Origin of the sequence: Cryobacterium sp. TmT2-59 (assembly GCF_004403545.1) — a bacterium.
Taxonomy (GTDB): domain Bacteria; phylum Actinomycetota; class Actinomycetes; order Actinomycetales; family Microbacteriaceae; genus Cryobacterium; species Cryobacterium shii.
Window position 1 is genome coordinate 61,727 of sequence record NZ_SOGM01000073.1, and the last position, 25,845, is coordinate 87,571.

Genomic DNA, 25,845 nt, shown 5'->3' on the forward strand with positions numbered 1-25,845 from the left:
GAAAAAACCCGACCCGACCGGCCCCGGAGGACTCCGGCGCCGCGAACAGCCCGGCAACCCGTGAACGGATGCCCGGCAGGCTCAGGCGATCAGGTCAAGGATGCGCTGGGCCACCGACATCTTGGTTCCGGAGGCCTCACACACTATATCTCCGGCGCTGTCGAGCACCCTGACTTCGTTACGGTCCGAGGCAAATCCCTCCGACCATCCCACCCGGTTGACCACCAGGAAATCGCAGCCCTTGCGGGCGAGCTTGGCCCGGCCCAGGGCGAGAAGCAGGTCAGGGTCGGTCTCGGTTTCGGCGGCGAAGCCGATCAGGACCTGCCCGGGCTTCTTCCCGGCCGCGAGCCCGGCCAGGATGTCGGGGTTGCGGGTGAGTTCCAGCACGAGCGAGTCCCCGGTGTCGTCCTTTTTGATCTTGTCCGCCCGTACGGTCGCCGGCCGGTAGTCCGCCACCGCGGCGGCCATGATCACGGCGTCGGCGTCGGCGGCTGTCTCGGTGACGGCCCGTTCCAGGTCGAGCGCCGAGCTCACCAGCAGGAGTTGAACCGTGGTGGGGGCCGGGACCTCCAGGTTGGCGGCGATCAGGATCACGGTGGCTCCCCGTGCCGCGGCGGCCTCCGCCAGGGCTACGCCCTGCTTGCCGCTGGAGCGGTTCCCGAGGAAGCGCACCGGGTCGAGCGGTTCCCGGGTGCCGCCGGCGGTGATCACGATGCGCTTCCCCGCGAGGTCCGACTGCGGGCGGCCGTTCTCAGTCGCGGCCAGGGCGGCGAGTGCCGCGGCGACGATCGTGTCCGGTTCGGCCATCCGGCCGGCCCCGGTGTCTGACCCGGTCAGCGGGCCGGTGCCGGGCCCGACGATGGTGACGCCGCGCGCGCGCAGGGTCGCGACGTTGGCGACGGTGGCCGGGTTGTTCCACATTTCCGTGTGCATGGCCGGCGCGATCACGAGCGGGGCGGTGCTGGCCAGGATGGTGTTTCCGAGCAGGTCGTCGGCGAGACCGGCGGCCAGCTTCGCGATGCTGTTCGCCGTGGCCGGTGCCACGACGATCAGGTCGGCGGACTGCCCGATCGCCACGTGCCGCACCTCGGCCACGCCCTCATACAGGTCCGTGTGCACGGGGTTCCGGGAGATGGCCTCCAGGGTGGGCTTGCCCACGAACCGCAGGGCCGCCGGCGTGGCCACGACGTGCACGGTGTCTCCCCGCAACACAAAAGCGCGCACGACGTTGACGGCCTTGTATGCGGCGATGCCGCCGGTTATCCCGACGACGACCGTACGACCTGACGACATCCTGCGCGCTCTGGCTGCGAGCTGTGTTACTCGACGATGGGGCGGGAGACGAGCTTGTCCTCGTTGATCTCGCGCAGGGCGACCGAGAGCGGCTTGTCCTCCACAGTCGAGTCGACGAGGGGACCGACGTTGTCGAAGAGGCTGCCTTCGTGCAGGTCCGCGTAGTAGTCGTTGATCTGGCGTGCGCGCTTGGAGGCGAAGACGACGAGGGCGTACTTGGAGTCGACCTTGGTCAGCAGGTCGTCGATGGGCGGGTCAATGATGCCAGTGAGCTTGGTGGCCATTGGTGTCACTCCTTCAGAGCGGTTCGTGCTGCGAAACGTGGCAGCAGCGGGCAGATGATGCAGGTGGTCGCGTGAGTCACGCGGCGCGGAAATTCACGACAAAACGGGCGCTATGGCAGCGGCGGTGCCTTGCGCAGATTCAACAAGTCTACGACCTCGCGGGCGGCCTCGGCCACGTCGTGGTTCACGACCCGGAAATCGAACTCCCCCTGGGCTGCCAATTCGAGCTTGGCGGTCTCCAGTCGGCGGGTCTGTTCGGCGCCACTTTCGGTGTCCCGGCCGATCAGCCGACGCACGAGTTCCTCCCAGGTGGGCGGCAGCAGGAAGACAAGCCGGGCTTCCGGCATGGCCCGGCGAACGGCACGGGCGCCCTGGATGTCGATTTCGAGGAGCACACTGTCGCCGTGGCTGAGGGCTTCGTCGACCGGGCCGCGGGGGGTGCCGTACCGGTAGGCGTTGTGCACGGTCGCCCATTCCAGGAGTTCCCCGGCATCGACCATGCGGTCGAACTCGGCGTCGTCGACGAAGAAGTAGCTCACGCCTTCGGTCTCGCCCGGCCGGGGCGCCCGCGTCGTCGCCGACACCGACAGGTGCACGTCGGGGTAGTGCTGACGGATGTAGGCGGCAACGGTTCCCTTGCCGACCGCGGTCGGTCCGGCGAGAACAACCAGGCGGGCGGCGGATTCTCCGCGCCGGGAGGTGGTGCGGGTGGTGAGGAAGTCCTGCAACCGGGCGAGTTGGTGCTTGCCGAGGCCGCCTAAACGCTTCGATGGCGAGATCTCGAGCTTCTCCATGATGCGGTGCATCTTGGTGACGCCGATGGCCGGGATGCTCACCAGGAATTCCGTCACCCGCAGCCGGCCCTCGATGCCCTCCGGGCTTTCCGTGGCCGCAGCCAGCACTTCGAGTGCCGAACGTTTTCCGTGTGCGATCTGCGTTTTAACGGCGGCGCGCGCTCGGCGGGCCGCCACGGCTGCGCGCGAGGCTGCAACCCGGTCGACGTCAGGTGGGGTAGGGCGTTTCTCAGCCACGGGCCGCTCCAGCTTCAACTACTCGGCGCGCAATCATCTTTTTGATTCGGTCGGGGCCGACCGCTAGAACGCTGCGCGATTCACTCACGATAACGCCTCGAGCGTACCCCCCGTACAAGATCCTCAGTTTAGACACCTCCGCGCCCTGGTGACCGAAGCCCGGGGCGAGTATGGGCGTGAGCCCGGTCGCGGGTGCCGACGACAGATCGAGGCCGAACGTGGCCAGGTCCAGGGTCGCCCCGAGCACAACCCCAAACGAGCCCAGCTCGGTGACACTGCCCGCATTCCGGCCGGAAACGTCATCGAAGACCGCGCGCGCGACGGTGACGCCGGCCTGCGGCCCGTCGGCGACGACGGCGCGCTGGATGGCCGCCGCCTCCGGGTTCGAGGTCGCTGCGAGCAGGAAGAGGCCCTTCCCGGTTTCACCGGCGAGGGTGAAGACCTCCGCGAGCGAGCCGACGCCCATGTAGGCGTTCACGGTGATGGCGTCGACCTCGAGGGCCGAACCGGGGCTGAGCCACGCCTGCCCGTAGGCCTCGACGCTGGTGCCCAGGTCGCCGCGCTTGACGTCGGCGATCACGAGCAGGCCGGCCTCACGGGCGTCCGCCAGGACGCGTTCCAGCGCCACGTAGCCGGCCGAGCCGAACCGCTCGTAGAACGCCACCTGCGGCTTCACCAGGCCCACCTGCCCGGCGGAGGCCGCCACGACCTGCCGTCCGAACGACTCGGCGCCCGCAGCCGTGTCCGGCAGCCCCCAGTCCGTCAGGAGCCAGGCGTGCGGGTCGATCCCGACGCACAGCTGCCCCCAGCGCGAGAAGGCCTGCCCCAGCCGCCCGCCGAAGGTCGACGGGCCGGCCGCGCCGTCTCCCCCGTTCACAGCGCGTTGGTCCGGGTGGTGGTGTACTCCTGCAGCGAGGTCACCTCGAAGCCGCCGCGGATGGCGTCGAGCGAGGCAACGGCTGCGCTCAACTCGGCGATGGTGGTGAACAGCGGGAGGTCCGCGGCGACCGCGGCCGCGCGGATCTCGTAGCCGTCGGCGCGGGCGGTGCGGCCGCCGGGCGTGTTGATGACGATCTGCACCTCTTCGCGGCGGATCAGTTCCACGATCGACACGTCCGCCTCGTCGGCCTTCTCACTGAACTTGGTCACGATGCCGGCACGGATGCCGTTCCGCTGCAGGACCTCCGCGGTCCCTTCCGTCGCCGTGATGGTGTAGCCCAGCTGCTGCAGCCGCAGCATGGGCAGGATGATGGCGCGCTTGTCCCGGTCGGAGACCGAGACGAAGACGGTGCCGGTGAGCGGAATTCCGCCGTAGGCCGCGAGCTGGCTCTTGGCGAAGGCCCGCGGGAAGTCGCGGTCGATGCCCATGACCTCACCGGTCGAGCGCATCTCCGGCCCGAGCACGGAATCCACGACCAGGCCCTCCGGCGTGCGGAACCGGTTGAACGGGAGCACGGCTTCCTTCACGGCGACCGGGGCATCCATCGGCACCCTGGAGCCGTCGATCAGGGGCAGCTTGCCCTCGGCCTTCAGTTCGGCGATGGTCTTGCCGACCATGATCAGCGCGGCGGCCTTGGCCAGGGTGATGCCGAGGGCCTTGGCCACGAACGGCACGGTGCGCGAGGCGCGAGGGTTCGCTTCGAGCACGTAGAGCACGCCGGCGCCGATGGCGAACTGCACGTTCAGCAGGCCGCGCACGCCGATGCCGCGGGCGATGCCGAGCGTCGCCTCGCGCACCCGGTCGATCTCCGCGCGGCCGAGGGTGACCGGCGGCAGGGTGCAGCTCGAGTCGCCGGAGTGGATCCCGGCCTCCTCGATGTGCTCCATCACGCCGCCGATGTAAAGCTCGGTGCCGTCGTAGATGGCGTCAACGTCGATCTCGATCGCGTCGTCGAGGAACCGGTCCACGAGTAACGGATGCGACGGGCCGATGATGCCCTGACCGGCCATCCGGGTGAAGTAGTCGGCCAGTGACGCGGAGTCGTAGACGATCTCCATGCCCCGGCCGCCGAGCACGTAGCTCGGGCGCACGAGCACGGGGTAGCCGATCTCCTCGGCCACCACGACGGCGCCGGCGTAGTCGGTGGCCACGCCGTTGCGGGGCGCGAGCAGGCCCGCCTGGTCGAGGATGCCGGAGAACAGTCCGCGCTCCTCCGCCAGGTCGATCGCCGCCGGGGTGGTGCCGAGGATCGGGATCCCCTCGGCTTCTAGCCCCTTGGCGAGGCCGAGCGCGGTCTGGCCGCCGAGCTGCACGACCACGCCGACGAGTTCGCCGCTCCGGCTTTCGGCGTGGATGACCTCGAGCACGTCTTCCAGGGTGAGCGGCTCGAAGTAGAGCCGGTCGGAGGTGTCGTAGTCGGTCGAGACCGTCTCCGGGTTACAGTTGATCATGATCGTCTCGTAGCCGGCCTCGGAGAGGGCGAAGGAGGCGTGCACGCAGGAGTAGTCGAACTCGACGCCCTGGCCGATCCGGTTCGGGCCGGAGCCGAGGATGACGACCTTCTTGCGGTCGCTGGGCACGACCTCGGTATCCTGGTCGTAACTGGAGTAGTGGTACGGCGTCAGCGCGGGGAACTCGCCTGCGCAGGTGTCGACGGTCTTGAAGACCGGGCGCACCCCGAGGATGTGGCGCACCGTGCGGACATCCGCTTCGCCGAATCCGCGCAGCTCGCCGATCTGGGCGTCGGAGAAGCCGTGGTCCTTGGCCCGGAGGAGGATGTCGGTGTCGAGCCGCTCGGCGGCCGCGATCTCGTCGGCGATCTCGTTGATCAGCACGATCTGGTCGATGAACCAGGGGTCGATCTTGGTGGCCTCGAAGACCTGCTCGATCGTGGCGCCCCGGCGGAGCGCCTGCTGCACGGTCACGATGCGCCCGTCCGTCGGAACCTCCGCGACGGTGAGGAGTTCCTCGACCGTGCGGGTCTCGGCACCCCAGTGGAAGGAGGAGCCGCGCTTCTCCAGCGAGCGGAGCGCCTTCTGCAGCGCGGAGGTGTAGCTGCGGCCGATGGCCATCGCCTCGCCCACGGACTTCATGGTAGTGGTCAGGCGCTGGTCGGCGGCCGGGAACTTCTCGAACGCGAACCGGGGCACCTTGACCACGACGTAGTCCAGGGTGGGCTCGAAGCTGGCCGGGGTGACGCCGGTGATGTCGTTCGGGATCTCGTCCAGCCGGTAGCCGAGGGCGAGCTTGGCCGCGATCTTCGCGATCGGGAAGCCGGTCGCCTTGCTGGCCAGGGCGGACGAGCGGGAGACGCGCGGGTTCATCTCGATCACGATGATGCGGCCGTCGGCCGGGTTGATCGCGAACTGGATGTTGCAGCCGCCGGTGTCCACGCCGACGGCGCGGATGATGTCGATGCTGATGTCGCGCAGCTTCTGGTACTCGCGGTCGGTCAGGGTCAGGGCCGGGGCGACCGTGATCGAGTCGCCGGTGTGCACGCCGACGGGGTCCACGTTCTCGATCGAGCAGACGACGACCGTGTTGTCGGCGGTGTCGCGCATCATTTCCAGCTCGTACTCCTTCCAGCCGAGGATGGACTCCTCGAGCAGGACCTCGCTGGTGGGGCTCTGGTGCAGCCCGTCGCCGACGATGCGGCGCAGTTCGGGCTCGGTGTAGGCGAAGCCGGAACCGAGGCCGCCCATCGTGAAGGAGGGGCGAACGACCAGGGGGTAGCCGAGGTCGCCTGCGAACCCGACGGCCTCGTCGACCGTGTGGGCGATGTAGGAGCGGGCGACGCCGGCGCCCGCGTCAAGCACCAGCTGCTTGAAGATCTGGCGGTCCTCCCCCTTCTGGATGGCCTCGAAGGAGGCGCCGATCAGTTCCACGTCGTACTTGGCCAGGATGCCGCGCTCGTGCAGCTGGATGGCCGCGTTGAGCGCCGTCTGCCCGCCGAGAGTGGGCAGGATCGCATCCGGACGCTCCTTGGCGATGATCGTTTCGAGGATCTCCGGGGTGATCGGCTCGATGTAGGTGGCGTCGGCGAAGTCGGGGTCGGTCATGATCGTGGCCGGGTTCGAGTTGACCAGGATGACCCTGACTCCCTCTGCCCGCAGCACGCGGCACGCCTGGGTGCCCGAGTAGTCGAACTCGCAGGCCTGGCCGATCACGATCGGTCCCGACCCGATGACGAGAACGCTGTTGATGTCGTCGCGCTTGGGCATTACTTGGCGTCTCCTGCTCCGGCGGCCGCACGATGAGCGACCACCACTTCCCTGAACCGATCAAAAAGGTACTCGGCGTCGTGCGGGCCGGCCGCGGACTCCGGGTGGTACTGCACCGAGAAGGCGGGAATATCGAGGCAGCGGATGCCCTCGACCACCTGGTCGTTGAGGCTGTAGTGGCTCACTTCGACCTTGCCGAATCCGGTGCGGGAGTCGTGCACGCCCTCGATCGGCATGTCCACGGCGAAACCGTGGTTCTGGGACGTGATCTCCACCCGGCCGGTGCTCTTGTCGAGGACCGGCTGGTTGATGCCGCGGTGGCCGAAAGGCAGCTTGTAGGTACGGAACCCCAGCGCGCGGCCGAGCAGCTGGTTGCCGAAGCAGATCCCGAAGTAGGGCACGCCGGCGCGCAGGATTTCCTGCAGGAGCGTCACGTGGGCGTCGGAGGCGGCCGGGTCGCCGGGGCCGTTCGAGAAGAAGACGGCCGAGGGGTTCAGCGAGAGCACGTGCTCCGCGGTGACCGACTGGGGCAGCACCAGAACCTCGAAGCCGCGTGCGGCCAGGTGGTTGAGAGTGGACGTCTTGACGCCGAGGTCGAGCACGACGACCGAACCGATGCGTTCCCCCTGCGCGGGGACCGAGAACGGCTCAACGGTGGAGACCTCGTCGGACAGGTTGCGGCCGCGCATGGCGGCGCCGGAGCGCACCAGCTCGAGCTGTTCGCCGTCGGAAATGGCGAAGCGGTCACCGGAGAAGATGCCGCTTCTCATGGCGCCGGCGGACCGGATGTGGCGGGTGATGGCGCGCGTGTCGATGCCGCTGATCCCGACGACTCCCCCGCTCTCGAGGTCATCGTCCAGGCTGCGGGTCGACCGGAAGTTGGAGGCGATCCGGGCCGGCTCGCGCACCACGAAACCGGAGACCCAGATGCGGCGGGATTCCATGTCTTCGTCGTTGGCGCCGGTGTTGCCGATGTGCGGAGCCGTCATCAGCACGATCTGGCCGGCGTAGGACGGGTCGGTGAGGGTCTCCTGGTAGCCGGTCATGCCGGTGGCGAAGACGATCTCGCCGAGGGTCTGGCCCTGGCTGCCGTAGGCCCGGCCTTCGTAGCGGCGGCCGTCTTCGAGCACGAGTACGGCGGCAGTCGGTCGGTCGGGGGTCGCTGCGTTGCTCACGCTACGCCTCGCTTTCATCATGCGTGGCCGGGCGCAGGGCGTCGGCCGCAATGGTTCGGATGGCGTCGTTCAGTTTGACGCGGTCGGATGGGTCAAGGACTCGGAAATAGCTGTCGACGGTCTGGGGCTCGTCCACCCGGGACGCGCCGGTGGTCGGCCCGGCCAGGCGCCAGCCCAGCAGAAGCAGCCCGTCCGGCTCGACCACGCGGTCGATGGCGTAGGTCGCGTCCTCGAGCACCTGGATCGCGGCGTCGGGGATGAAGACGGTCTCCTCGCCGGCGAGGACCAGCATGACGCCGGCCTCGGTCACGGCGAGGCGTGCCCTGGCCCGGAAGCCGAGCCCGCTGATGTTGAGGCGCTCCAGCGGTCGGCCGCGCAGGGTGGTGGCCACGTAGAACACGGCGACGGACGCCAGTTCGGCGCCGGCGTCGACCGGCAGGGGGTAACCGGCCGGCAGTGCCGCGTCGCGCCGGCCGCGGCCGCGCCAGCTGCGGTACATCAGCGCGAGCACGCCGAGCAGCACCGCGACGGTGATGACGGTGGCGATGGTCCTAGCCACGGTCGTTCTCCCCGTGGGCGGCGATCTCCGCGATCGGCCGCAGCATTCCGTCCAGCACTGTGGCGTAGCCCCGGTGGAAGGTGGCGTGCACCCGGCCGGGCAGGGTCATGGTCAGGTAGGGCGAGTTGACGCCCTTGCCGGCCAGGTCCTCGCGGTCGAAGACCCGGCTGGCCGACGGATCGTAGAGGGTGAGCTCGGCGGGAGCGCCCACGACGAGCCCCTGGCCCTGGCCGTTCACGCGGCCGATCCGGGCGGGGGTGGCCGAGAGCACCCGGGCGATGTCGGACCAGTCCAGCTGTCCGCCGGCGACCACGGCCGCGTGCACGACGGACAGGGCGGACTCGAGGCCGACCATGCCGTTCGCCGCGGCATCCCATTCGCAGTCCTTTGACTCCACTGGGTGCGGGGCATGATCGGTGGCCACGATGTCGATCGTGCCGTCGGCGAGGCCGGCGCGCAGTGCCTCCACGTCTTCCCGGCGGCGCAGCGGGGGGTTCACCTTGAACCGGGCGTCGTAACCGACGACCAGGTCTTCGGTCAGCAGCAGGTGGTGGGGCGTGGCCTCGGCCGTCACGTTAATTCCACGGGCCTTGGCCCAGCGGATGACGTCGACCGAGCCGGCCGTCGACACGTGGCACACGTGCAGGCGGGACCCCACGTGCTCGGCCAGCAGCACGTCGCGGGCGATGATCGATTCCTCGGCGACCGCCGGCCAGCCCGTCAGCCCGAGTTCGCCGGAGAGGGCGCCCTCGTTCATCTGAGCTTTCTCGGTCAGTCTCGGTTCCTGGGCGTGCTGGGCGACGACCCCGTCGAACGCCTTGACGTATTCCAGGGCCCTGCGCATCAGCAGCGGGTCCGACACGCAGAAGCCGTCGTCGGAGAAGACCCGTACCCGGGCGCGGCTGGCCGCCATTGCGCCGAGTTCGGCGAGGCGCTCCCCCGCGAGTCCGACGGTGACCGCGCCGATGGGTTGCACGGTGACGTAGCCGGCCCGTTCGCCGAGGGCGAGGACCTGCTCGACGACCCCGGCCGTGTCCTGAACGGGCGAGGTGTTGGCCATGGCGAAGACGCTGGTGAAGCCTCCGATCGCGGCGGCCCGGCTGCCGGTGAGGATGGTCTCGCTCTGCTCGAATCCCGGCTCGCGCAGGTGCGTGTGCAGGTCGACGAGTCCCGGCAGGGCGATCAGGCCGGCGGCGTCGATGACGCTCGCTCCGGCGCTGGAGAGACCGGAGCCGAGTTCGGTGATGCGTCCGTCGGCGAGCACCAGGTCAGTGCCGGTTCCGTCCGGAAGTGTGGCGCCCCTGATCAGGTAGCGCGTGCTGGCAGCGCGTTCGCTGGACATTTATGAATCCTCCCGATCGCCGGACAGCAGCAGGTACAGTGCCGCCATCCGCACTGAAACACCGTTCGCGACCTGTTCGCGCACGGTTGAGCCGGCCGAGTCGGCCGCCGCTGAAGATATTTCCAGGCCGCGATTCATGGGGCCGGGGTGCATCACAATGCTAGTCGGAGCCAGCCGGGCGAAACGCTCATCGTCCAGGCCCCAGCGGCGCGAGTACTCCCGGCTGTTCGGGAAAAACGCGGCGTTCATCCGTTCCAGCTGGATGCGCAGCATCATGACCACGTCCGGGCCGGAGTCGATCGCGGCGTCCAGGTCGAAACCCACCTCGGCCGGCCACCCCGTCAGGTCCATCGGCAGCAGCGTGGGCGGGGCGACGAACGTGACGTGTGCCCCCAACGTGGTGAGCAGCCACACGTTGGAGCGGGCGACCCGGGAGTGCAGAATGTCGCCGACGATGGTGACCGTGACGCCGTCCAGGCCTTTCCCGCGGGCACCGCCCTGGTGCAGGCGACGACGGATGGTGAACGCGTCCAGCAGCGCCTGGGTCGGGTGCTCGTGCATCCCGTCGCCCGCGTTGATGATGCCGGCGTCGATCCAGCCGCTTTCGGCGAGCACGTGCGGGGCGCCGGAGGCCGGGTGGCGGATCACGACGGCATCCGCCCCCATGGCGGCGAGGGTCTGGGCCGTGTCCTTGAGGCTCTCGCCCTTCGACACGCTCGATCCTTTCGCGCTGAAGTTGATCACGTCGGCGCTGAGCCGCTTGGCGGCCGCCTCGAACGAGATCCGGGTACGGGTCGAGTCCTCGAAGAAGAGGTTGACCACGGTTTTGCCGCGCAGGGTCGGAAGCTTCTTGACCTCGCGGTCGGCGACATCCGCCATGTCCTCGGCGATGTCGAGGAGCGTGATCGCGTCGTCCCGGCTCATGTCCTTGGTCGACAGGAGGTGCCTCATGACGCGTCCTCGTTCTCTGCGCCCACGTGCGCTGGGCCGTCTCCGCCGTCGATGCTGACGAATTCGTCGCCGTCGACCTCCAGCAGGTGCAGGTTGATGCGTTCGTCGGTCGAGCTGGGCAGGTTCTTGCCCACGAAGTCCGCACGGATCGGCAGCTCCCGGTGCCCGCGGTCGACCAGAACGGCCAGGCGCACGACGGTGGGGCGGCCGTGGTCGCCGAGGGCGTCGAGGGCGGCACGAATGGTGCGGCCCGAGTACAGCACGTCGTCGACAAGCACGACGGTGGCCCCCTCGATGCTCCCAGGGACGTGGGTGCGTGAGGGGGTTCGGGTGCGGGTGTGAGCGAGGTCGTCGCGGTACATCGTGACGTCGAGGGAGCCGACCCGCACCCCGGTCGCCGCCGGTTCGATCCGCCGGATCGTCTCCGCGATCCGCTGGGCGAGTACCACACCGCGGGTGGGGATCCCCAGGATCACGAGATTGTCAGCGCCGCGATTGGACTCCAGGATCTCGTGGGAGATCCGAGTCAACGCTCGCGTGATGTCAGCCTGGTTCAGCACTGTTCGTGCCATAAACCTGACCTCCTTCCCCGCCTCACCGGACGGCTGTTAAAGGAAATCTTTTCCGATTTCACCCTAACACCTCACGCCGCCTCCCCTGGCCGCGGTCCCCCTAGCAACGGGCGCCGGCCGCGGTTAAGCTACCGGCAACGATGGGCCAGACCCGGGAAAGGCTGCGGAGGGAGACCGACAATGTCGCCGACGGACGAGGCGTCACGACGAGGGGAAGCTCGGGGCCCGTCCCCGTTCGCCTCGGAGGTGGGCGCACCAGCCGGGCCGATCAGCCTGTTGCGGCGTCAGGAGATCGAGTCCGTGCAGCGCGAACTCGAGCTCCTGGCTCCCACCGAGGAGGCCCGGCTCGAGAGCGTGCACAAGTACCGGGACGCGGTATTCTCGCAGTATTTCCGGGACCGTCCGGTCTTCACCCTGACCTGGCCGGACAGCCTCTACATTCCGGCGGAGGCTGATTTCAAGAGGTACTGGTTCGTCGCGCCGCCGGGCGACCACCGGTACCGGTACCGGTGGTCGAACACGGAGAAGGGCCAGCCCGCCGGCAGTTCCGCCTCGGAGAAGGACGGCCGCCTGTTCAGCTGGGTCAACGTCTCCGCGCTGAACTCGAGCTACATCGGTTTCGCCGGTACCGGCGTCAGCATCACTCCCCGGGCCAGCCTCTCCACCGTCACCGTGAGCGCCGACATCGATCTCGTCACCGAAACCCGCTGGTGGCACATGCCCGGCACACCGGCCGGGTTCGCTCACTTCGCGTACCGCGGCACGGCCTATCTGGCCGGCTGGGAGATCGACCCGGTCACGGGCCAGTGGGAGCTCCTGGGCCATTCGGTTCACGCAGTCTGTTCAGGTTCAGCGAGAGCGGGCAGGGCGGGTCCGTCATCAATTCACAGCGGCAGGCGTTCACCGACCTGTCGGTGACGCTGCAGTTGCAGGGCTCGCACACCTACGCCATCGGCGTCGCGTTCGAGGCCGAGATCGCCTTCGACTGCCGCGATCACACGGGCCACCCCTACAAGAAGCAGCCGGGTGACGACATCCGCCCGTGGGCATCCATCGTCGGAAACGTCGCCAGCATCAGCGTCTCCACCTGACCCGGGTCAGGGCGCCGGGCTAGGAGACGGCGTTGGCGCCGAGGAAGGCGAGGAACTCGGCCGGGTCGGTGACGCTGCCGGAGTAGACGCTGCCGTTGACCAGTGCGGTGGGCGTGCCCTGAATCTGCGTGATGTCGGCATCCGGGATGGTGCCGGTGAGGGCCTGCTCCGTGTTGGCCTGGGACCAGGCCTGGTAGTCACCGGATGCGACGCACTCCGCGATGCTCGAACCGTCGCCGGCGAGGGCCACCAGCTCGTCGTCGCTGAGACCTTCGGTGTTCTCCGCGGGCTGGTTCGCGAACAGGGCGGCGAGGTAGTCGAGAGTGGCGTCGGGGTTCAGCGTGGCCTGGCAGGTCAGCGCGGCGGAGGCGCGGGACGAATACTCCGTGCCGAGGGAGGCGCGGTCGAGGAAGGTCAGCGAGTGCAGGCGCAGCGTGATGCTCCCATCGGCCACCAGGGCGGCGAGCTGGTCGCCGTTGGCCGTCTCGAACTGCTGACAGTACGGGCACATCGGGTCGAAGTAGACGTCGACCACGTCGGGGCCCGTGCCCACGACGAGGTACCCCGCGTCGAAGTTCGCCGCTCCGACCGTGCCGGTGGGGAGGCCGGCCCGGGGCGGGCTCGTTGCCTGCGACGTCGACCCGCCGGTGGATCCGTCGTGGGTTGCGGTTTTGAAGAATGCTCCCAGCGCCGCCGCGAACACGATCAACAGCACGACGCCGATGATCGTGGCGACGATGCCGGCGTAGCCGAGGATCAGGCCGGCGATGGCCAGGCCTCGCCCGCCTTCGCCGCGGCGCTTGATCTGGCCCAGCGCGATGTGCCCGGTGATCACGGCGGCGAGGGAGACGAAGAACGCCGACACCAGGGAGACGATCGCGAGCGTGTTCGTCTTGGGCCGCTGCGGGTACGGCTGTGAGCCGGGGACCGGAATGTAGGGAGCAGGCTCGTTCGACGGTTCGGGCGTGGTGCTGGTCATGCGGTCCCCCTGGCTGGCCGCGGGTTACGCGGTTGGTGCGGTTTGGGCGATGCGCCCGAGTAGTCCGTTGACGAAGCCGGCCGAGTCATCCGTCGACAGGATCTTGGCGGCCTCGACGGCCTCGTCGATGGCGACGGCGTGCGGAACGGCGTCGTTGAAGAGCACCTCCCAGATGCCGATGCGCAGGATCGCGCGGTCGATCACGGGCATGCGCTTGAGCGTCCAGCCCTGCGAGTACGTCTCGATCAGTTCGTCGATCTCGTCGCGGTGGTCCACCACGCCGTCGACGATCTCCCGCGCGTACAGCCAGGACGCCATCCGGGCCGGCTCGTTGGCCGCCCGCTGGGCTTCCAGGGCGAGGGACTCCGGGATGGTGATCTGCCGAACGTCGGCGATGTAGAGAATGTCGATCGCGCGCTTGCGCGCTTTAGTGCGCGCGCTCACTAGTTGACGCGGCCCAGGTAATCGCCGGTGCGGGTGTCTACCTTGACCCGGGTGCCCTGCTCGAGGAACAGCGGAACCTGGATCTGGAAGCCGGTTTCGACCGTGGCGGGCTTGGTGCCGCCGGTGGAGCGGTCACCCTGGAGGCCAGGCTCGGTGTAGGTGATTTCGAGCACGACGGATGCCGGCAGCTCGACGTAGAGCGGGTTGCCGTTGTGCAGGGCAATCGTCACGTTCTGGTTCTCGAGCATGAAGTTGGTGGCGTCGCCCACGACCAGGGCGGGGACGTGCAGCTGGTCGAAGTCGGAGACGTCCATGAAGACGTAGGAGTCGCCGTCCGCGTACAGGTACTGGAAGTCCTGGCGGTCGACGTTCTCGGTTTCGATCTTGGCGCCGGCGTTGAAGGTGCGGTCGACGGTCTTGCCCGTGACGACGTTCTTCAGCTTGGTGCGCACGAAGGCGCCACCCTTGCCGGGCTTGACGTGCTGGAAGTCGGTTACAGCCCAGAGCTGGCCGTCGATGTTGAGTACGACGCCATTTCGGATATCGGCGGTAGATGCCATGAAAAGGTGTTCCATTCAATTAGGAAGGTGCGCGGCCGAATCGGCCTCAAACAAGTGTAGTTGCCCCGGCCCTGTGAGCCAAAGGCTGCCGCGGCGGCAGGTCAGCGGGCTGTACCGGTGCTGTCGGTGCTGTCGGTGCTGTCGGTGCTGTCGGTGCTGTCGACCAGGGAACGGGTGATGAAGTCCAGGGCCAGGCGGTAGGAATTGAACCCGAAGCCGGCGATCACTCCCGTCGCGACGGCGCTGACCACGCTGGTGTGGCGAAAGGTCTCCCGGGCGTGCGGGTTGGACAGGTGCACCTCCACCAGGGTGAGGCCGGCCTTGGTGACGAGGGCGGCGGCATCCCGCAGCGCGTAGCTGTAGTGCGTGAACGCGGCCGGATTCAGGATCACCGGGATCCGCTCGTCGACGGCTTCGTAGAGCCAGTGGATCAGCTCGGCCTCATCGTCGGTCTGGCGCACATCGACGGTGACCCCGGCGGGTGCCGCCTGCACGAGGGTTGCCCGCAGTTGGTCGAGGTCAGCCGAACCGTAGACGTCGGGTTCGCGACTGCCGAGTCGTCCAAGGTTGGGGCCGTTCAGAACGAGGACTGTGGTCATCACCACAGCCTAGAGGCTCCCCTCGGTTCTCCACTGCACTCCGTGTTGCTTGTCGGGGTGCGACTTGTCCTCCACAATGTGGGTTTGATCAGGTTATCCACGGTGTCCACGGATGCCGGGGCCGTGTCGGTGGGTGCCCGTAGCGTGTTCCTCATGAAGCCAGCAGTGATCGAAGAGCGAGAGGCCATGGGCCGGCATTTCGACGCGATCAAAGACGCCCACAGTGAGGTTGCCCGGGCCCAGGCCAAGGTCGCTCGCCTGATCGAAGACGCCCGCAGATTCGGTCAGGCCATCGCCCACAACGCCGCCCGGATTCCGGGTGCCCGCTGGGACGCCCGGGAGGTGGCCGAGCGGGAGTTCTCCAGCGAACTGGCCTGCACGATCCGGGTGCCGCAGCGCACGGCGGAGAACCTGGTCGCGGAGAGCCGGGCCCTGGCCTGTGACCTCCCGGCGACCCGGGCCGCGCTCGCATCGGGCGAGATCAGCTACCAGCACGCCAAGGCGGTGATCAATCAGGCCTGGTCGGTTCCCGCAGAAGGGCGCGCGAAGTTCGAAGCGGCGGTACTCAAATCCGCGTCGACTCTCACCGCCTCGAAGCTGAAGTACAACGCGCGGATTCTGCGGGAGCGGTGGCACCCGGAGACGATCAAGGCGCGGCACCAGAAATCCGTGCAGGACCGGGCCGTGTTCTTCGAGCCCGAGCCGGACGGCATGGCGTCGCTCACCTTCTACGCCAGCGCGGAGAAGGCGCAGGCCGCTTACGAACTCTGATGGCGCTGAGTCTGCAGTGCGCCGAGGAGGACCGCACGCTCACCCAGTTGAAGGCGGACGTGTTCGAGGATCTCATCCTCAACGGGGTCACGCCGTCGGGACTGGGCAAGGGCATCCGGGGTTCGGTGAACATCACGGTCCCGGTGTTCAGCCTGATGGGTCTCAATGACGAACCCGCCCACCTGGAGGGGTACGGCCCGATTGACGCCGACACCGCGCGGCGGATCGCGGCTGGGGCGCCGAGCTTCACCCGGCTTCTGGTGCATCCGGCGACGGGGGTGGTGCTCTCGGTCGGCCGGGATCGGTACAAGGTGCCCAACGACCTCAAGCGCTACCTCCGGCTGAGGGACGAAACCTGCCGGTTCCCGGGCTGCAACCGGTCGGCGGCGCATTCGGACATCGACCATTCGCTGGACTGGCAGTTCAACGGTTTGACAGCCGAGGACAATCTCGCGCACCTGTGTCCGTCATGCCATGCGCTGAAAAGCGAGACCGGGTGGAGCGTCAAGCACCTCGAATTGGGTGTTCTGGAGTGGATGTCACCGAGTGGCCGGCTCGTTCATGACCGAGCCGGCCACGGTCATCCGTGCCGTGGCACCGGAACCGCCGCCGCAGCCTGCACCGGAATCTGTGCTCGATCCCGGCCCTGATCCCGCACCGTTCTGAGGGTTGCCCGACGCTGGCCTCGCCGTCAACGATTCCCACAGCGCGGCCCCCCTGCAACCTGAGCAGGATCCCGCGAACCCGGCAGCAGCGGATCCACCTCTGTTCGAGCAACCGGGTCAGTCACACGTCCCTTTCCGTTTCCGCGCCTGGCGCGAGGCGCGTCTCCTCCCACAGCCCCATCAGCACGTCCGAAGCAGGCCCGGTTTTCGCAGACCGGTATCCGGTGCCTGCCCAGAGCGCGAGTCCGTCCGGGTCGCCGCGCCGGCCGGCTGCCGCCCTAAGCCCCTTCGTGAGGTGGTGCACCTGGGGATAGGCCCGGGGTGCGGCGGCGTCGTGCTCGGTGATGAACGCGTTCAGCAGGCCGCGGGCGGGGCGGCCGGAGAACGCCCGCGTGATCACGGTCCGAGAGAATCGCGGGTCGGCGAACGCAGCCTGGTGCGACGGGTGGGCCCCTGACTCATCGGTGCGGAGGAACCCGGTTCCGAGTTGCACGGCGACCGCTCCCGACTCCCGGAGGGCGGCGATCTGCGCCCCGGAATGGATGCCGCCGGCTGCGACGATCGGCAGCCGGGAGACCTCACGGACGGCGGAGACCAGCTCGGCCAGCGGTACTGTCCCCGGCTCTTCAACCGGGGTGAACGTCCCTCGGTGGCCTCCCGCCTCCGTGCCCTGAACGCAGAGCGCGTCGATTCCTCGTTCCCCGGCGAGCGCTGCCTCCTGAACGGATGTGACCGTCGCAATCAGGTATGAGCCGGCAGCGCCCAGCTCCCGCACCCACTCGATCGGCGGCAGCCCGAAGGTGAAAGACACCACGGGGACCCGCAGCTCGGCGAGCAGGGCCAGCTTCTCGGGGAACCAGTCGTCATCCGCAACCCGGATCGGTGGCAGCTCCACACCGTATGCCCGCGCGGTCCCGGCCAGTTCATCACGGAAGGACTCAACTCCAGTCTGGTCAGTCAGCGGCGGCCCAGGAACGAACACGTTGACACCGAAGGGGCGATGCGTGCGTTGCCGCACCTCGATGATCTGCTGGGCCGTCGCATCCGGCGTCTTATATCCGGCGGCCAGGAACCCCAGCCCTCCCGCCTCGCCGACGCTGACGACGAGCTCAGGTGTGGACGCACCTCCCGCCATGGGCGCTGCGATGATCGGTATTCTCAGATCACTCCATGCAAACATGTTCCCCCGGGCCAGGCGGTTGCGGTGCACGGCCGGGCGAATGCGGCAGCCTGGGGGCAACCCCCGCTTCGATCATGGCATCCGCCGTCCCTTCAGTCCTGGAGAAGCTACCGTTAGACGGAACATTGGAGATCGATGACGGTACTCATCGCAGGATGCGGCGACCTCGGCACGGAGGTCGGCCTGCGTTTCGCGGAGCTCGGCCACCACGTCGTGGGACTGCGCCGTCGAACAGAGCTGCTCCCCGCGGCCATCTCAGGCCAGTCGGTCGACCTCAGCAGGGAGAAGCCGGTCGTGCCGCCCGACACCGAGATCGTCATCGTCGCCCTCACCCCGGGCAGCCCCACCCCGGAGGCCTACCGCGCGGCCTACGTCGACGGCCTCCGCAACCTCCTCGACGGCCTGGACGACGCGCGGGTCACGCCGCACCGGTTCCTGCTGGTTTCCTCCACTGCCGTCTACGACGTGTCCGATGGCAGCTGGGTCGACGAGCAGACGCCGGCGAACCCCCGGCCCGGAACCGCCGCCATCCTGCTCGAAGCCGAACACTTGCTGCACTCGCGCATTCCCTCGGCGGTCGTGTTCCGGCTGGCCGGCGTCTACGGCCCCGGCCGGGAGCGTCTCATCACCCAGGTCAGGGAAGGCGGCGCCACCGTGTCCGCAAAGTCGCGGCACACGAACCGCATTCACCGAGACGACGCAGCGGCCGCGATCGTGCACCTGATGAGTCGCAACCAGTCGCCCGAACCCCTCTACCTCGGTGTGGACAACGCCCCGGTGGTAAGCCGGGAGGTGCTGAACTTCCTCGCCACCGAGCTCGGCCTGCCGCTGCCGGAAACCGTCGCGACCGAGAGCCACCGCGGCGGTGACAAGCGCCTCCGCAACCGGCTCCTGCTCGAGTCGGGTTTCGTCTTCACCTACCCGACCTATCAGCAAGGCTACCGGGCCGTCCTCGACGGCCGGGGGACGCGCCACCCCTGAGCGCCGCTACGGGTGAGGCGCGCGCCTGCGGTCCCTCAGATATCGGACCAACAGGTACATCGCACCGACAAGCGCCATCAGCCAGCCGATCGGATACGGCAGGATCAGCACTCCCCACCACATCGAACGCCCGCTCCCGCCGCCGATGCCGCCGACCGCGCTCAGTGCGAACAACGCCCCGACGCCGAACGCGATCAGGACCAGGGCCCACAGAGAATAGAGCAGCACGGGTCGCTCTCGCTTGCCGAGAAACAGGCCGAACGCGACCAGGGCACTGCCGAGAAGGATGAGCAGGGAACCTTCCACCGGATCGACGGCTCCCAGCGCCATCCCGATCCCGCCGAGGGCGACGAGAATGCGCGACCAGAGCACACGTGCGGCCATGAAATCCTCCTCGATGCGAACGAGCCTGGGGTGTCGTCGTTCAATCTAGACCCGGCCGAGGGCCGCCGCTTCGGTGTGCGGCCCTGAGGACTTGACGCCAGATTTCGCCGCGGGTACCGTCTGCCTTCGAAAGGCCGGGACAACTGGTCGACGACTGGTCGGCGGCAACGACCAGAAAGACCTGGCCGTGCGGAACAGGAGGGCCGAAATGCGCTCACTTCGCCTGATCTCACTGCCCCTGATCGTGCTGGGCAGCGCACTCGTGCTCGTCACCGGCTGCACCGCGCAGTCGTCCGCACCGTCGACCACTGGCAGCGGGTCCGCCCCCACCGACCAGGTCGTGGTTCGCCCCGTCTCCCAGGCCGGTCTGCCCGCGGCCGGGTTCACCGTCACGGACGACTCCGCTGTCACGGTCGATTGCGGAACCACCCCGACGAATGCGCGGCCCTCCCTGGTCGCCGTCGACGACAACATCCTCAGCTGCTCCCCCTCCAGCGTCTACGCCGTCGCCTGCTGGAAGGACGCCTCCCCCGGCTCCGTGCTCTGCTTCCGGGACCCGTGGAAGGTCGACCTGGCCAGGATGACGAGCAAGGGCGATCTCCCCACGGTCCCCGCACCACCGGCCGCGCAACCCCTCGGCCTGCTGCTCGCCGACGGTGAACGGTGTCTGATGCGCAGCGGCGGCGTCTGGAACAACCTGGCCCAGTACCCCGGCTGGTACGGGACCTACTCGTGCACGGGTGGAGATGCCGTCTGGGCCGGCAGCGCAGACGGCATTGACCGGTCCTCGCCACGCTGGTCCGTCCAGGTGGCCCCCCTCTCCGGCACCGGGCCGCTGCACACTCGTGACGTCGTCAAGGCCTACGTCGTCGGCACGGCTCCGAGCAACTGAACCCCGGATCAGCAGGCTTCGGATCAGCGCCGATCGCGCCTGTCGTCACGACGGTCGCTGCGGCGGTCGACACCGTGGGCGACACCGTGGGCGACCACAGCAGCGGTACCGACAACGGCCGCGGTTCGTGCGATCGGTGCGTGACCGACCACTCCCGGACGGCCGACTCTTCTGCGTGCAATGGGCATGTCAGATCCCTTCCAGGTCGTCTGTTTCATCTGCCCGGTCTGCCTCAAGCGCCGCCAGGAGCGTCTGGGTCGGGATGCGCCCGCTCGCGATGAGCTGGCCGCCGGCCCGCCGGACCGCGGAACCGAACGGAGCAGCCCAGAGGTTCTCCCAGACCAGGAGGGCAGCGCTGCTGCCCGGTTCGACGGCTTCGGCGACGGCCGTCACATCGTCTTCGCTGAGGAGCGTCGCGAGAGCGGTCTCAAAGGAACGCAATTCGCCCAACTCCGCCTCCTCGAGGTCCTCGATTTCAAACACTTCGAGGGCGCCATCGGCATCTTTTCTGATGATCAACAGGTCGAGCACCCGCACCACGCCCTGTTCGACCAACGACGCGATTTCGGGTCCGATGGAGCCGTTGAACCGGCTGCCCGGGAACTCCACGACGATCCAGTCGACCGGGCCGAGGGTGTCCTCCGGCTCCGCTCCGGCCGCTTCAATATCGACGATTTCGGTCATGGGCATTCCTTTCGCATCGAGGGCGAAGGCGGCGGTCACAACCCGTTCACATCCCGTTGTCCGCCCTTTTCGTCGTAGTGGCATGTACGCCGACGACAGTACACTTCCTCGCGGATCTCAGCTGAACCGCGGGGTTGAGCGGGCCATCAGCGACCGGACAGGCCCCGAGGCGGCCGTCCCAATGCGCGCAGGCTCGCGGAGACGCTCCCGGCGGCCGACCAGGGGCCCATCCAGCCGATCACCGCGAGGGCTGACGTCTTCATCGGGACGAACTCTCCGGTGAGAAGTGACACGAGGCCCTCGAAGCCGGGGTTGTGCCCGACCAGAACGACGCTTTCGACGTCGTCGGGCAGGTCTCGAACGACGGCGAGGAGCTCACCCGCGGAAGCGGCGTACACCCGATCGTCGATCCGCGTCTCCGGCGTGGTGTCCAACTCAGCCGAGGCCAGCTCCCACGTGCTGCGAGCCCGGGTCGCCGGTGACACGACGGCGAGATCGAGGTCGCCCACGTTATCGGCCAGCCAGCGCCCAGCTGAAGGCGCCTGATGCAGCCCGCGACCGGCCAGCGGCCGGTCGACGTCAGATCCGGGGCCGGACCAGTCCGACTTGGCGTGTCGCAGCAGGATCAGGGTGCGTTCAGTCATCCGCGGGCACGGATGTCTCCACCGGGGCCGCCTGAACCAGCACGAGCGCTCGGGGCTCGGCCTGGCCCGACCAGGTGCCGCTGAGCACCTCCTGTGAGCTGAATGCGCGCATCGTTGCTCCCGGGGCGCCGAGCACGCGGAGGACGACGAGGCGAAGATCACTCGCTTCCACCACGGTCCTTCCCTGCTCAGACCGGGTGGACACCCGTGTGCCCGCGGGCACCACGGGCACGGATGCGGCCGGCGTCCCGCTTCCGACGACAAACGCCGTCGGCTCCCGCACGACCCGCTCGCCGTCGATGTCGATGTGAAGCTGGGCCTGGCCGCCGCTCGTGAGCGCCGCCGTCGCCACCGCGGTCAGGTAGGCCGGGTCGCCGGCCCCGTCGTACACCCACCGCCGGCCGAGCACCGAGTGAGCCATGGTGCCGATGAGCCACTCGTCTGCGCCCTCGAGCTCCGCCCCGCGGTAGGTCAGGGGAACCTGTAGCAGTGGGCCGTCCCCTGCGCGGACAAGTATTGTCTCGATTCCCACCTCGCCGGCGGGATCGTCGAAGCGGAATGACCCGACGTTCGAGAAGGTCGCACCGGCGCTCCCCGCAAACCACGGCTGGGTGGGAGCCCACGCCTCGATGAGTTCGATCTTGGACGGCCTCAACTCGGCCTGATACAGGAGTGCCATACGGTCGATATTAGAACACTGAGGTCTGCGAGGACACTGAGGTCTGCGAGGACGGCCGCCGGACCCAGCTAGACCGTCACCCGCGCGCAATCCTCTTGGCCCGTTCCGGGAGTCGGCGGCACACTCAGGGTATGGATTCCTCCCCCGATTATCTGAGCGCCCCCTACTGTCCCGATTGTCTGGGGCCGACGGAAGCCATCCTCGGCGCGTGGTGGTGCATCGACTGCCGCGTCATGCTCCACCCGGGCGAGAAGGGCGCCTGAGACCGACGCCCTGAACGCTCACAGCGGCGACATCTGATGGTTGACAGGCCATGACCGCGTCGGTACCGTCACCAACGGGTTTTGCGGGGCGATGACCTCGGACTCACCGAGGGCGTCCAGCACTCACCCAAAACACTCAACCACGGAGGTACCCGAAAATGTCTAAAGAAAAAGAGCCGGTATTCCTCTTCCTCGGCGTATGTGACGATCCGGAGATCGCCAAGGACGACCTTGAGGTCGTGCGTGACATGCACGATGCCAAGGTCATCGGCACCTACGACGCCGCAATCGCCACCAAGGAGGCTGAAGGCAGCGTGACGATCAAGAGGTCGGAGACGAGGCACGCGGGCTGGACGGGAGTCGCCGCGGGGGCCGTGGTCGGCCTGCTGTTTCCGCCCTCGATCATCGGGATGACGGCGGCCGGCGGTGCGGCCGGCGGCCTGATCGGTTCACTCGCGCGCTGTCCCGCAACGACGTCAAGGAACTCGGGGAAGCCCTCGATTCCGGTCAGGCGGCGCTCATCATCATCGGCAAGGAGGAGGTGACCGCGGAACTCCAGAAGGCCGGAATCCGTGCCGACAAGCGAACCGAGAAGCAACTCGACGTTGATGCCGAAGAACTCCAGACCCAACTGGCCCAGGCGGCCACGGAGATGGACACGCACTGAGGTTGCCGGGCCGGCGACGCTGAGGCGGACGTGGGAGACCCGGGATGGAGACACCGTGACCGATACCGTTCCACGACGCACGACGAGTCCCGTCGCGCGCAAAGCGGGGTTCGCAATTGCGATCGCGGTCAACGCCGTGATTCTGTATCTGGTCAACGCCTGGCCGGGGTGGCAGTCCGTCCCTTTCCTCACCCCGGAAACCAGCCAGGTGCTGGGCATCTTCAATCTTTCCCTGATCGTCGGCATCATCGTGAACGCCGTGTATCTGGTGCTCGACCTCCCCCCGATCAGGGCGTTGGGCGATCTGATCACCCTGGGAATCGGTCTCGCCGTGCTGGTCGGCCTGTGGGAGGTCTTCCCGTTCGACTTCCAGGACTATTCCTTCGACTGGACCGTGCTCATCCGGGCGGTCCTGATCGCGGCCATGGTCGGCACCGGAATCGGCCTGATCGTTCAGCTCGTGCTGCTGATCCGCAGCATCTTCACACCCGGTTTCGCGCCCTGACCGAGGGCTCACCTGGCGGGGCTGCCGCTCCAGCCGAAGGGCCGGTGACGAGTTCGCAGACCCCCTCGTCGTGGGCGACGAACATGCCCGTGATTCGGACCACCTTGCCGAACGAAACGCTGAGCTCTCGTGCCCAGGCCTGGTCGGGGGCGGTGAGGGCGGCCGCGCCGGGACGCTCCAGGGTCAGGATGACGCTGCCTCCGGGCCCGTGGCAGCGCAGTACCTCGGTGATCGCCGCAGCCATCCCGGTGACGCTACCCGGATCCGGCCGGAGGGGGATCCCGTCCACGGGGATCAGGAGGGGGATCTGCCATCCCTGGGCATCGAGCATCATGAACCAGAGCTGCCGGCGGATGGCGTGGCCGATCAAGTCGGCGACTCGCTCCCTGGCCTCGGTCATCGTGGTCACGGGAGCGGCGTCTTCGATTCGGAGTGGGCTGGTCATGTGCACCAGAGTGCCCGAGCGTGGAGGCCTGGGGCGGGTCTGCACAGGCTCAGGTCGGCCGTCGGGCCTGGGGAGGAATCCCCGCCAGGGCCGCCGGGCAACCGGTTACCCGAACGACTCCATCAGCCGGGATCGCAGCAGAAACCTCACGCCCCGCGGGGCCTCGACGGAGAAGCCGCCGCCACGGCCGGGCACCACGTCGACGCTGAGGAAGGTGTGGCTCCAGTACTCGAACTGCTCGGCAGACATCCAGAAATCGATCACGCGTGGTTCCGTTGCGGACGGCGCGATGTCCAGCCGGCCGAGGAGCACATCCCGGTCGGAGGTGATGAACTCCCCCGCCGGGTAGCTCAGGGCGAGGAACCGTCGCAGCAGCCCCCCGACTGGTGGAACATGAGCGGCCCGTGTTCGTCCCAGAGGCTCCGCACTAGTTCGACCGCGACCGGGGTCAACTCCACCCGAGCACTGGTTTCCCCCGGGATGGTGATCGATGCGATGACGCTTTCCTGCGGCATGGCCGTTCCCTTCTGATCGGTCGAGTCCTGGGGCCTGCTGGTACGCGCCGAGCGCGAGCTTGTTGTTCTCCCGGCCGATCCCCGAGCTCTTGTAACCGCCGAATGACGCTCCGGCGGGGTAGGCGTGATAGTTGTTCACCCAGACCCGGCCGGCCTGGATGTCCCGGCCGGCCTTGTAGGCGATGTTGCCGTTGCGGGACCAGACACCGGCGCCGAGCCCGTAGAGGGTGTCGTTGGCGATCGAGATGGCGCCGTCGTAGTCGGTGAAGCTCGTCACTGCGAGCACCGGGCCGAAGATCTCCTCCTGGAAGAGGCGCATCTTGTTGTGTCCCTCGAAGATGGTCGGTTCCACGTAGTAGCCTCCGCTGATCTCGCCGCCGAGGTCGACCCGTTCGCCGCCGAGGGCCAGCTTCGCGCCCTCCTTCTTGCCGATGTCGATGTAGGACAGGATTTTCTCGAGCTGGTCGTTGCTGGACTGCGCGCCGACCTGCGTGTTCGTGTCGAGCGGGTTGCCCTGGATCGCCTTGCGGGTGCGTTCGACGGCGTCGCCGAGGAAGTCGTCGTAGATCGGCTTCTGCAGCAGCGCCCGGCTGGGGGCCGTGCAGACCTCGCCCTGGTTGAACGCGAACAGCACGAAGCCTTCCTGGGCCTTGTCGTAGAAGGCGTCCTTTTCCTGGGCGACGTCGCTGAAGAAGATGTTGGGGTTCTTTCCGCCGAGTTCCATGGTCGACGGGATGATGTTGGCGCTCGCGTACTGCATGATCAGGCGCCCGGTCGAGGTCTCCCCCGTGAACGCGATCTTCCGGATCCGCGACGACGAGGCGAGCGGTTTGCCGGCCTCGATGCCGAACCCGTTGACGACGTCGAGCACTCCCGGAGGCAGGATGTCGCCGTCCAGTTCGATCAGCACCAGGATCGACACCGGGGTCTGCTCGGCCGGCTTGAGCACGATCGCGTTGCCGGCTGCCAGGGCCGGGGCCAGCTTCCAGACGGCCATCAGGAGCGGGAAGTTCCACGGGATGATCTGCCCGACGACGCCGAGCGGCTCGTGGAACTGGTACGAGACCATGTCGCCGTTCAGCTCAGCGTGCTCGCCGTCCTGGGCCCGGATCGCCGAGGCGAAGTACCGGAAGTGGTCCGAGGAGAGCGGGAGGTCGGCGTTCAAGGTCTCCCGGACCGGCTTCCCGTTCTCCCAGGTCTCGGCGACGGACAGCAGTTCGAGGTTGGCGTCGATGATGTCGGCGATCTTGTTCAGGATGGCCGCGCGCTCGGTCGACGAGGTTTTCCCCCAGGCCGGCGCGGCCCTGTGGGCGGCATCCAGTGCCAGCTCGATGTCTTCGGCGGTTCCGCGGGCGACCTCGGCGAATGGTTTTCCGTTGACGGGCGAGATGTCCTCGAAGTACTGGCCCTGGACGGGCTTCACCCACTCGCCGCCGATCCAGTTCTCATAGCGGGGTTTGAAGGTGACTAGGGCGCCCGGGGTTCCGTGGTTGGAATAGACGGTCATGATCTCTCCTCGTCGACGACGT

The 25,845-nt window shown here is 68.1% G+C and carries 29 protein-coding genes and 2 pseudogenes; 9 read left to right on the forward strand and 22 right to left on the reverse strand.

Annotation, left to right across the window (positions count from 1 at the left end; genetic code table 11):
- Positions 1 to 81: 81 nt before the first annotated feature.
- From coaBC to pyrR, 10 genes are all read right to left on the reverse strand, one after another.
- Positions 82 to 1,293 (reverse strand): bifunctional phosphopantothenoylcysteine decarboxylase/phosphopantothenate--cysteine ligase CoaBC, encoded by a 1,212-nt coding sequence (gene coaBC / locus E3T24_RS11580; RefSeq protein WP_134366674.1) that lies wholly within the window; start codon positions 1,291 to 1,293, stop codon positions 82 to 84.
- Between the two features lie 26 nt (positions 1,294 to 1,319).
- Entirely contained in the window at positions 1,320 to 1,577 is a 258-nt protein-coding gene (rpoZ, locus tag E3T24_RS11585) for a DNA-directed RNA polymerase subunit omega (RefSeq protein WP_134366675.1), read from the reverse strand.
- Positions 1,578 to 1,687: 110 nt separating this feature from the next.
- Positions 1,688 to 2,608 (reverse strand): guanylate kinase, encoded by a 921-nt coding sequence (gene gmk / locus E3T24_RS11590; RefSeq protein WP_134404304.1) that lies wholly within the window; start codon positions 2,606 to 2,608, stop codon positions 1,688 to 1,690.
- Positions 2,601 to 3,485, reverse strand: a complete 885-nt coding sequence (gene pyrF, locus E3T24_RS11595) for an orotidine-5'-phosphate decarboxylase (RefSeq protein WP_174235667.1) — start codon at positions 3,483 to 3,485, stop codon at positions 2,601 to 2,603. The genes gmk and pyrF overlap by 8 nt, the downstream gene beginning before the upstream one ends.
- A complete protein-coding gene (gene carB, locus E3T24_RS11600; protein WP_134366677.1) occupies positions 3,482 to 6,769 on the reverse strand; it encodes a carbamoyl-phosphate synthase large subunit in 3,288 nt (1,095 codons plus the stop codon). Before carB ends, pyrF begins: the two co-directional genes overlap by 4 nt.
- Positions 6,769 to 7,944: a glutamine-hydrolyzing carbamoyl-phosphate synthase small subunit gene (gene carA / locus E3T24_RS11605; protein WP_241976135.1), complete on the reverse strand. Its 1,176-nt coding sequence runs from the start codon at positions 7,942 to 7,944 to the stop codon at positions 6,769 to 6,771. Before carA ends, carB begins: the two co-directional genes overlap by 1 nt.
- 1 nt (position 7,945) lies before the next feature.
- Positions 7,946 to 8,503, reverse strand: coding sequence for a hypothetical protein (locus E3T24_RS11610; RefSeq protein WP_134434639.1), 558 nt, complete (start codon positions 8,501 to 8,503; stop codon positions 7,946 to 7,948).
- Entirely contained in the window at positions 8,496 to 9,845 is a 1,350-nt protein-coding gene (locus E3T24_RS11615) for a dihydroorotase (RefSeq protein WP_134366679.1), read from the reverse strand. The genes E3T24_RS11610 and E3T24_RS11615 overlap by 8 nt, the downstream gene beginning before the upstream one ends.
- The gene (locus E3T24_RS11620) at positions 9,846 to 10,796 is read right to left on the reverse strand and encodes an aspartate carbamoyltransferase catalytic subunit (RefSeq protein ID WP_134366680.1); all 951 of its coding nucleotides are present in this window, start codon (positions 10,794 to 10,796) and stop codon (positions 9,846 to 9,848) included.
- Positions 10,793 to 11,368, reverse strand: coding sequence for a bifunctional pyr operon transcriptional regulator/uracil phosphoribosyltransferase PyrR (gene pyrR, locus E3T24_RS11625; RefSeq protein ID WP_134366681.1), 576 nt, complete (start codon positions 11,366 to 11,368; stop codon positions 10,793 to 10,795). Before pyrR ends, E3T24_RS11620 begins: the two co-directional genes overlap by 4 nt.
- 180 nt (positions 11,369 to 11,548) lie before the next feature.
- On the opposite strand from pyrR, the gene E3T24_RS11630 reads away from it, so the two are divergent.
- Positions 11,549 to 12,286, forward strand: a complete 738-nt coding sequence (locus tag E3T24_RS11630) for a hypothetical protein (RefSeq protein WP_134434640.1) — start codon at positions 11,549 to 11,551, stop codon at positions 12,284 to 12,286.
- The gene (locus tag E3T24_RS17385) at positions 12,283 to 12,459 is read left to right on the forward strand and encodes a hypothetical protein (RefSeq protein WP_166787095.1); all 177 of its coding nucleotides are present in this window, start codon (positions 12,283 to 12,285) and stop codon (positions 12,457 to 12,459) included. Before E3T24_RS11630 ends, E3T24_RS17385 begins: the two co-directional genes overlap by 4 nt.
- A gap of 19 nt (positions 12,460 to 12,478) precedes the next feature.
- Here E3T24_RS17385 and E3T24_RS11635 read toward each other — a convergent pair whose 3' ends face one another.
- The 4 genes from E3T24_RS11635 to E3T24_RS11650 form a co-directional block, all read right to left on the reverse strand.
- Positions 12,479 to 13,438, reverse strand: coding sequence for a thioredoxin domain-containing protein (locus E3T24_RS11635; protein ID WP_134366683.1), 960 nt, complete (start codon positions 13,436 to 13,438; stop codon positions 12,479 to 12,481).
- A 24-nt stretch (positions 13,439 to 13,462) separates the two neighbouring features.
- Positions 13,463 to 13,882, reverse strand: coding sequence for a transcription antitermination factor NusB (nusB, locus tag E3T24_RS11640; protein ID WP_134366684.1), 420 nt, complete (start codon positions 13,880 to 13,882; stop codon positions 13,463 to 13,465).
- Positions 13,882 to 14,442, reverse strand: a complete 561-nt coding sequence (gene efp / locus E3T24_RS11645; RefSeq protein WP_134366685.1) for an elongation factor P — start codon at positions 14,440 to 14,442, stop codon at positions 13,882 to 13,884. Before efp ends, nusB begins: the two co-directional genes overlap by 1 nt.
- 101 nt (positions 14,443 to 14,543) lie before the next feature.
- Complete coding sequence (locus tag E3T24_RS11650; protein ID WP_134366686.1) at positions 14,544 to 15,041, reverse strand: type II 3-dehydroquinate dehydratase; 498 nt, start codon at positions 15,039 to 15,041, stop codon at positions 14,544 to 14,546.
- A gap of 153 nt (positions 15,042 to 15,194) precedes the next feature.
- Here E3T24_RS11650 and E3T24_RS18180 point away from each other — a divergent pair, with 153 nt between their 5' ends.
- Together E3T24_RS18180 and E3T24_RS18185 are read left to right on the forward strand one after the other, a co-directional pair.
- Complete coding sequence (locus E3T24_RS18180) at positions 15,195 to 15,812, forward strand: DUF222 domain-containing protein (RefSeq protein ID WP_255578701.1); 618 nt, start codon at positions 15,195 to 15,197, stop codon at positions 15,810 to 15,812.
- Positions 15,812 to 16,462: an HNH endonuclease signature motif containing protein gene (locus E3T24_RS18185; protein ID WP_277871431.1), complete on the forward strand. Its 651-nt coding sequence runs from the start codon at positions 15,812 to 15,814 to the stop codon at positions 16,460 to 16,462. Before E3T24_RS18180 ends, E3T24_RS18185 begins: the two co-directional genes overlap by 1 nt.
- Before the next feature lie 136 nt (positions 16,463 to 16,598).
- Here E3T24_RS18185 and E3T24_RS11660 read toward each other — a convergent pair whose 3' ends face one another.
- Positions 16,599 to 17,657, reverse strand: a complete 1,059-nt coding sequence (locus E3T24_RS11660; protein ID WP_134366688.1) for a nitronate monooxygenase — start codon at positions 17,655 to 17,657, stop codon at positions 16,599 to 16,601.
- A 135-nt stretch (positions 17,658 to 17,792) separates the two neighbouring features.
- Between E3T24_RS11660 and E3T24_RS11665 the strand changes: the two genes are divergently transcribed.
- Complete coding sequence (locus E3T24_RS11665) at positions 17,793 to 18,638, forward strand: NAD-dependent epimerase/dehydratase family protein (RefSeq protein ID WP_134403130.1); 846 nt, start codon at positions 17,793 to 17,795, stop codon at positions 18,636 to 18,638.
- A gap of 6 nt (positions 18,639 to 18,644) precedes the next feature.
- Here E3T24_RS11665 and E3T24_RS11670 read toward each other — a convergent pair whose 3' ends face one another.
- Positions 18,645 to 19,022, reverse strand: a complete 378-nt coding sequence (locus E3T24_RS11670; protein WP_134434642.1) for a hypothetical protein — start codon at positions 19,020 to 19,022, stop codon at positions 18,645 to 18,647.
- A gap of 208 nt (positions 19,023 to 19,230) precedes the next feature.
- Between E3T24_RS11670 and E3T24_RS11675 the strand changes: the two genes are divergently transcribed.
- The gene (locus E3T24_RS11675; protein ID WP_134404298.1) at positions 19,231 to 19,914 is read left to right on the forward strand and encodes a hypothetical protein; all 684 of its coding nucleotides are present in this window, start codon (positions 19,231 to 19,233) and stop codon (positions 19,912 to 19,914) included.
- Between the two features lie 189 nt (positions 19,915 to 20,103).
- Here the strand turns inward: E3T24_RS11675 and E3T24_RS11680 are convergent, their stop codons facing one another.
- The 3 genes from E3T24_RS11680 to E3T24_RS11690 form a co-directional block, all read right to left on the reverse strand.
- Positions 20,104 to 20,598: a DUF6325 family protein gene (locus E3T24_RS11680; protein WP_134366692.1), complete on the reverse strand. Its 495-nt coding sequence runs from the start codon at positions 20,596 to 20,598 to the stop codon at positions 20,104 to 20,106.
- 146 nt (positions 20,599 to 20,744) lie between these two features.
- Entirely contained in the window at positions 20,745 to 21,242 is a 498-nt protein-coding gene (locus E3T24_RS11685; RefSeq protein ID WP_134366693.1) for a histidine phosphatase family protein, read from the reverse strand.
- Positions 21,235 to 21,921, reverse strand: coding sequence for a hypothetical protein (locus tag E3T24_RS11690; protein ID WP_134366694.1), 687 nt, complete (start codon positions 21,919 to 21,921; stop codon positions 21,235 to 21,237). The genes E3T24_RS11685 and E3T24_RS11690 overlap by 8 nt, the downstream gene beginning before the upstream one ends.
- A gap of 421 nt (positions 21,922 to 22,342) precedes the next feature.
- Here E3T24_RS11690 and E3T24_RS11695 point away from each other — a divergent pair, with 421 nt between their 5' ends.
- Genes E3T24_RS11695 through E3T24_RS11700 form a run of 3 tightly spaced genes read left to right on the forward strand, consistent with a single transcriptional unit; the run spans position 22,343 to position 23,356 of the window.
- Entirely contained in the window at positions 22,343 to 22,729 is a 387-nt protein-coding gene (locus E3T24_RS11695) for a hypothetical protein (RefSeq protein WP_134410230.1), read from the forward strand.
- A complete protein-coding gene (locus tag E3T24_RS18190) occupies positions 22,726 to 22,851 on the forward strand; it encodes a hypothetical protein (RefSeq protein WP_255572812.1) in 126 nt (41 codons plus the stop codon). The genes E3T24_RS11695 and E3T24_RS18190 overlap by 4 nt, the downstream gene beginning before the upstream one ends.
- 55 nt (positions 22,852 to 22,906) lie before the next feature.
- Positions 22,907 to 23,356, forward strand: coding sequence for a hypothetical protein (locus E3T24_RS11700; RefSeq protein ID WP_134366696.1), 450 nt, complete (start codon positions 22,907 to 22,909; stop codon positions 23,354 to 23,356).
- On the opposite strand, the gene E3T24_RS11705 is transcribed toward E3T24_RS11700, so the two are convergent.
- The 3 genes and pseudogenes from E3T24_RS11705 to E3T24_RS11715 all read right to left on the reverse strand — a co-directional run.
- Positions 23,334 to 23,801, reverse strand: a complete 468-nt coding sequence (locus tag E3T24_RS11705; protein WP_134366697.1) for a hypothetical protein — start codon at positions 23,799 to 23,801, stop codon at positions 23,334 to 23,336. The genes E3T24_RS11700 and E3T24_RS11705 overlap by 23 nt on opposite strands.
- Before the next feature lie 105 nt (positions 23,802 to 23,906).
- A pseudogene (locus E3T24_RS11710) lies at positions 23,907 to 24,316 on the reverse strand (DUF779 domain-containing protein).
- A 34-nt stretch (positions 24,317 to 24,350) separates the two neighbouring features.
- Positions 24,351 to 25,823: pseudogene (locus E3T24_RS11715) on the reverse strand (aldehyde dehydrogenase family protein); the annotation flags it as partial.
- Positions 25,824 to 25,845 lie beyond the last annotated feature (22 nt).

Bases quoted from the DNA above. Each gene is read 5' to 3' on its own strand.
- coaBC (WP_134366674.1), bottom strand. From the start codon at position 1,293: ATGTCGTCAGGTCGTACGGTCGTCGTCGGGATAACCGGCGGCATCGCC.
- rpoZ (WP_134366675.1), bottom strand. From the start codon at position 1,577: ATGGCCACCAAGCTCACTGGCATCATTGACCCGCCCATCGACGACCTG.
- carB (WP_134366677.1), bottom strand. From the start codon at position 6,769: ATGCCCAAGCGCGACGACATCAACAGCGTTCTCGTCATCGGGTCGGGA.
- E3T24_RS11615 (WP_134366679.1), bottom strand. From the start codon at position 9,845: ATGTCCAGCGAACGCGCTGCCAGCACGCGCTACCTGATCAGGGGCGCC.
- E3T24_RS11620 (WP_134366680.1), bottom strand. From the start codon at position 10,796: ATGAGGCACCTCCTGTCGACCAAGGACATGAGCCGGGACGACGCGATC.
- pyrR (WP_134366681.1), bottom strand. From the start codon at position 11,368: ATGGCACGAACAGTGCTGAACCAGGCTGACATCACGCGAGCGTTGACT.
- E3T24_RS11630 (WP_134434640.1), top strand. From the start codon at position 11,549: ATGTCGCCGACGGACGAGGCGTCACGACGAGGGGAAGCTCGGGGCCCG.
- E3T24_RS11635 (WP_134366683.1), bottom strand. From the start codon at position 13,438: ATGACCAGCACCACGCCCGAACCGTCGAACGAGCCTGCTCCCTACATT.
- efp (WP_134366685.1), bottom strand. From the start codon at position 14,442: ATGGCATCTACCGCCGATATCCGAAATGGCGTCGTACTCAACATCGAC.
- E3T24_RS11650 (WP_134366686.1), bottom strand. From the start codon at position 15,041: ATGACCACAGTCCTCGTTCTGAACGGCCCCAACCTTGGACGACTCGGC.
- E3T24_RS18180 (WP_255578701.1), top strand. From the start codon at position 15,195: ATGAAGCCAGCAGTGATCGAAGAGCGAGAGGCCATGGGCCGGCATTTC.
- E3T24_RS18185 (WP_277871431.1), top strand. From the start codon at position 15,812: ATGGCGCTGAGTCTGCAGTGCGCCGAGGAGGACCGCACGCTCACCCAG.
- E3T24_RS11660 (WP_134366688.1), bottom strand. From the start codon at position 17,657: ATGTTTGCATGGAGTGATCTGAGAATACCGATCATCGCAGCGCCCATG.
- E3T24_RS11665 (WP_134403130.1), top strand. From the start codon at position 17,793: ATGACGGTACTCATCGCAGGATGCGGCGACCTCGGCACGGAGGTCGGC.
- E3T24_RS11670 (WP_134434642.1), bottom strand. From the start codon at position 19,022: ATGGCCGCACGTGTGCTCTGGTCGCGCATTCTCGTCGCCCTCGGCGGG.
- E3T24_RS11675 (WP_134404298.1), top strand. From the start codon at position 19,231: ATGCGCTCACTTCGCCTGATCTCACTGCCCCTGATCGTGCTGGGCAGC.
- E3T24_RS11680 (WP_134366692.1), bottom strand. From the start codon at position 20,598: ATGACCGAAATCGTCGATATTGAAGCGGCCGGAGCGGAGCCGGAGGAC.
- E3T24_RS11685 (WP_134366693.1), bottom strand. From the start codon at position 21,242: ATGACTGAACGCACCCTGATCCTGCTGCGACACGCCAAGTCGGACTGG.
- E3T24_RS11690 (WP_134366694.1), bottom strand. From the start codon at position 21,921: ATGGCACTCCTGTATCAGGCCGAGTTGAGGCCGTCCAAGATCGAACTC.
- E3T24_RS11695 (WP_134410230.1), top strand. From the start codon at position 22,343: ATGTCTAAAGAAAAAGAGCCGGTATTCCTCTTCCTCGGCGTATGTGAC.
- E3T24_RS11705 (WP_134366697.1), bottom strand. From the start codon at position 23,801: ATGACCAGCCCACTCCGAATCGAAGACGCCGCTCCCGTGACCACGATG.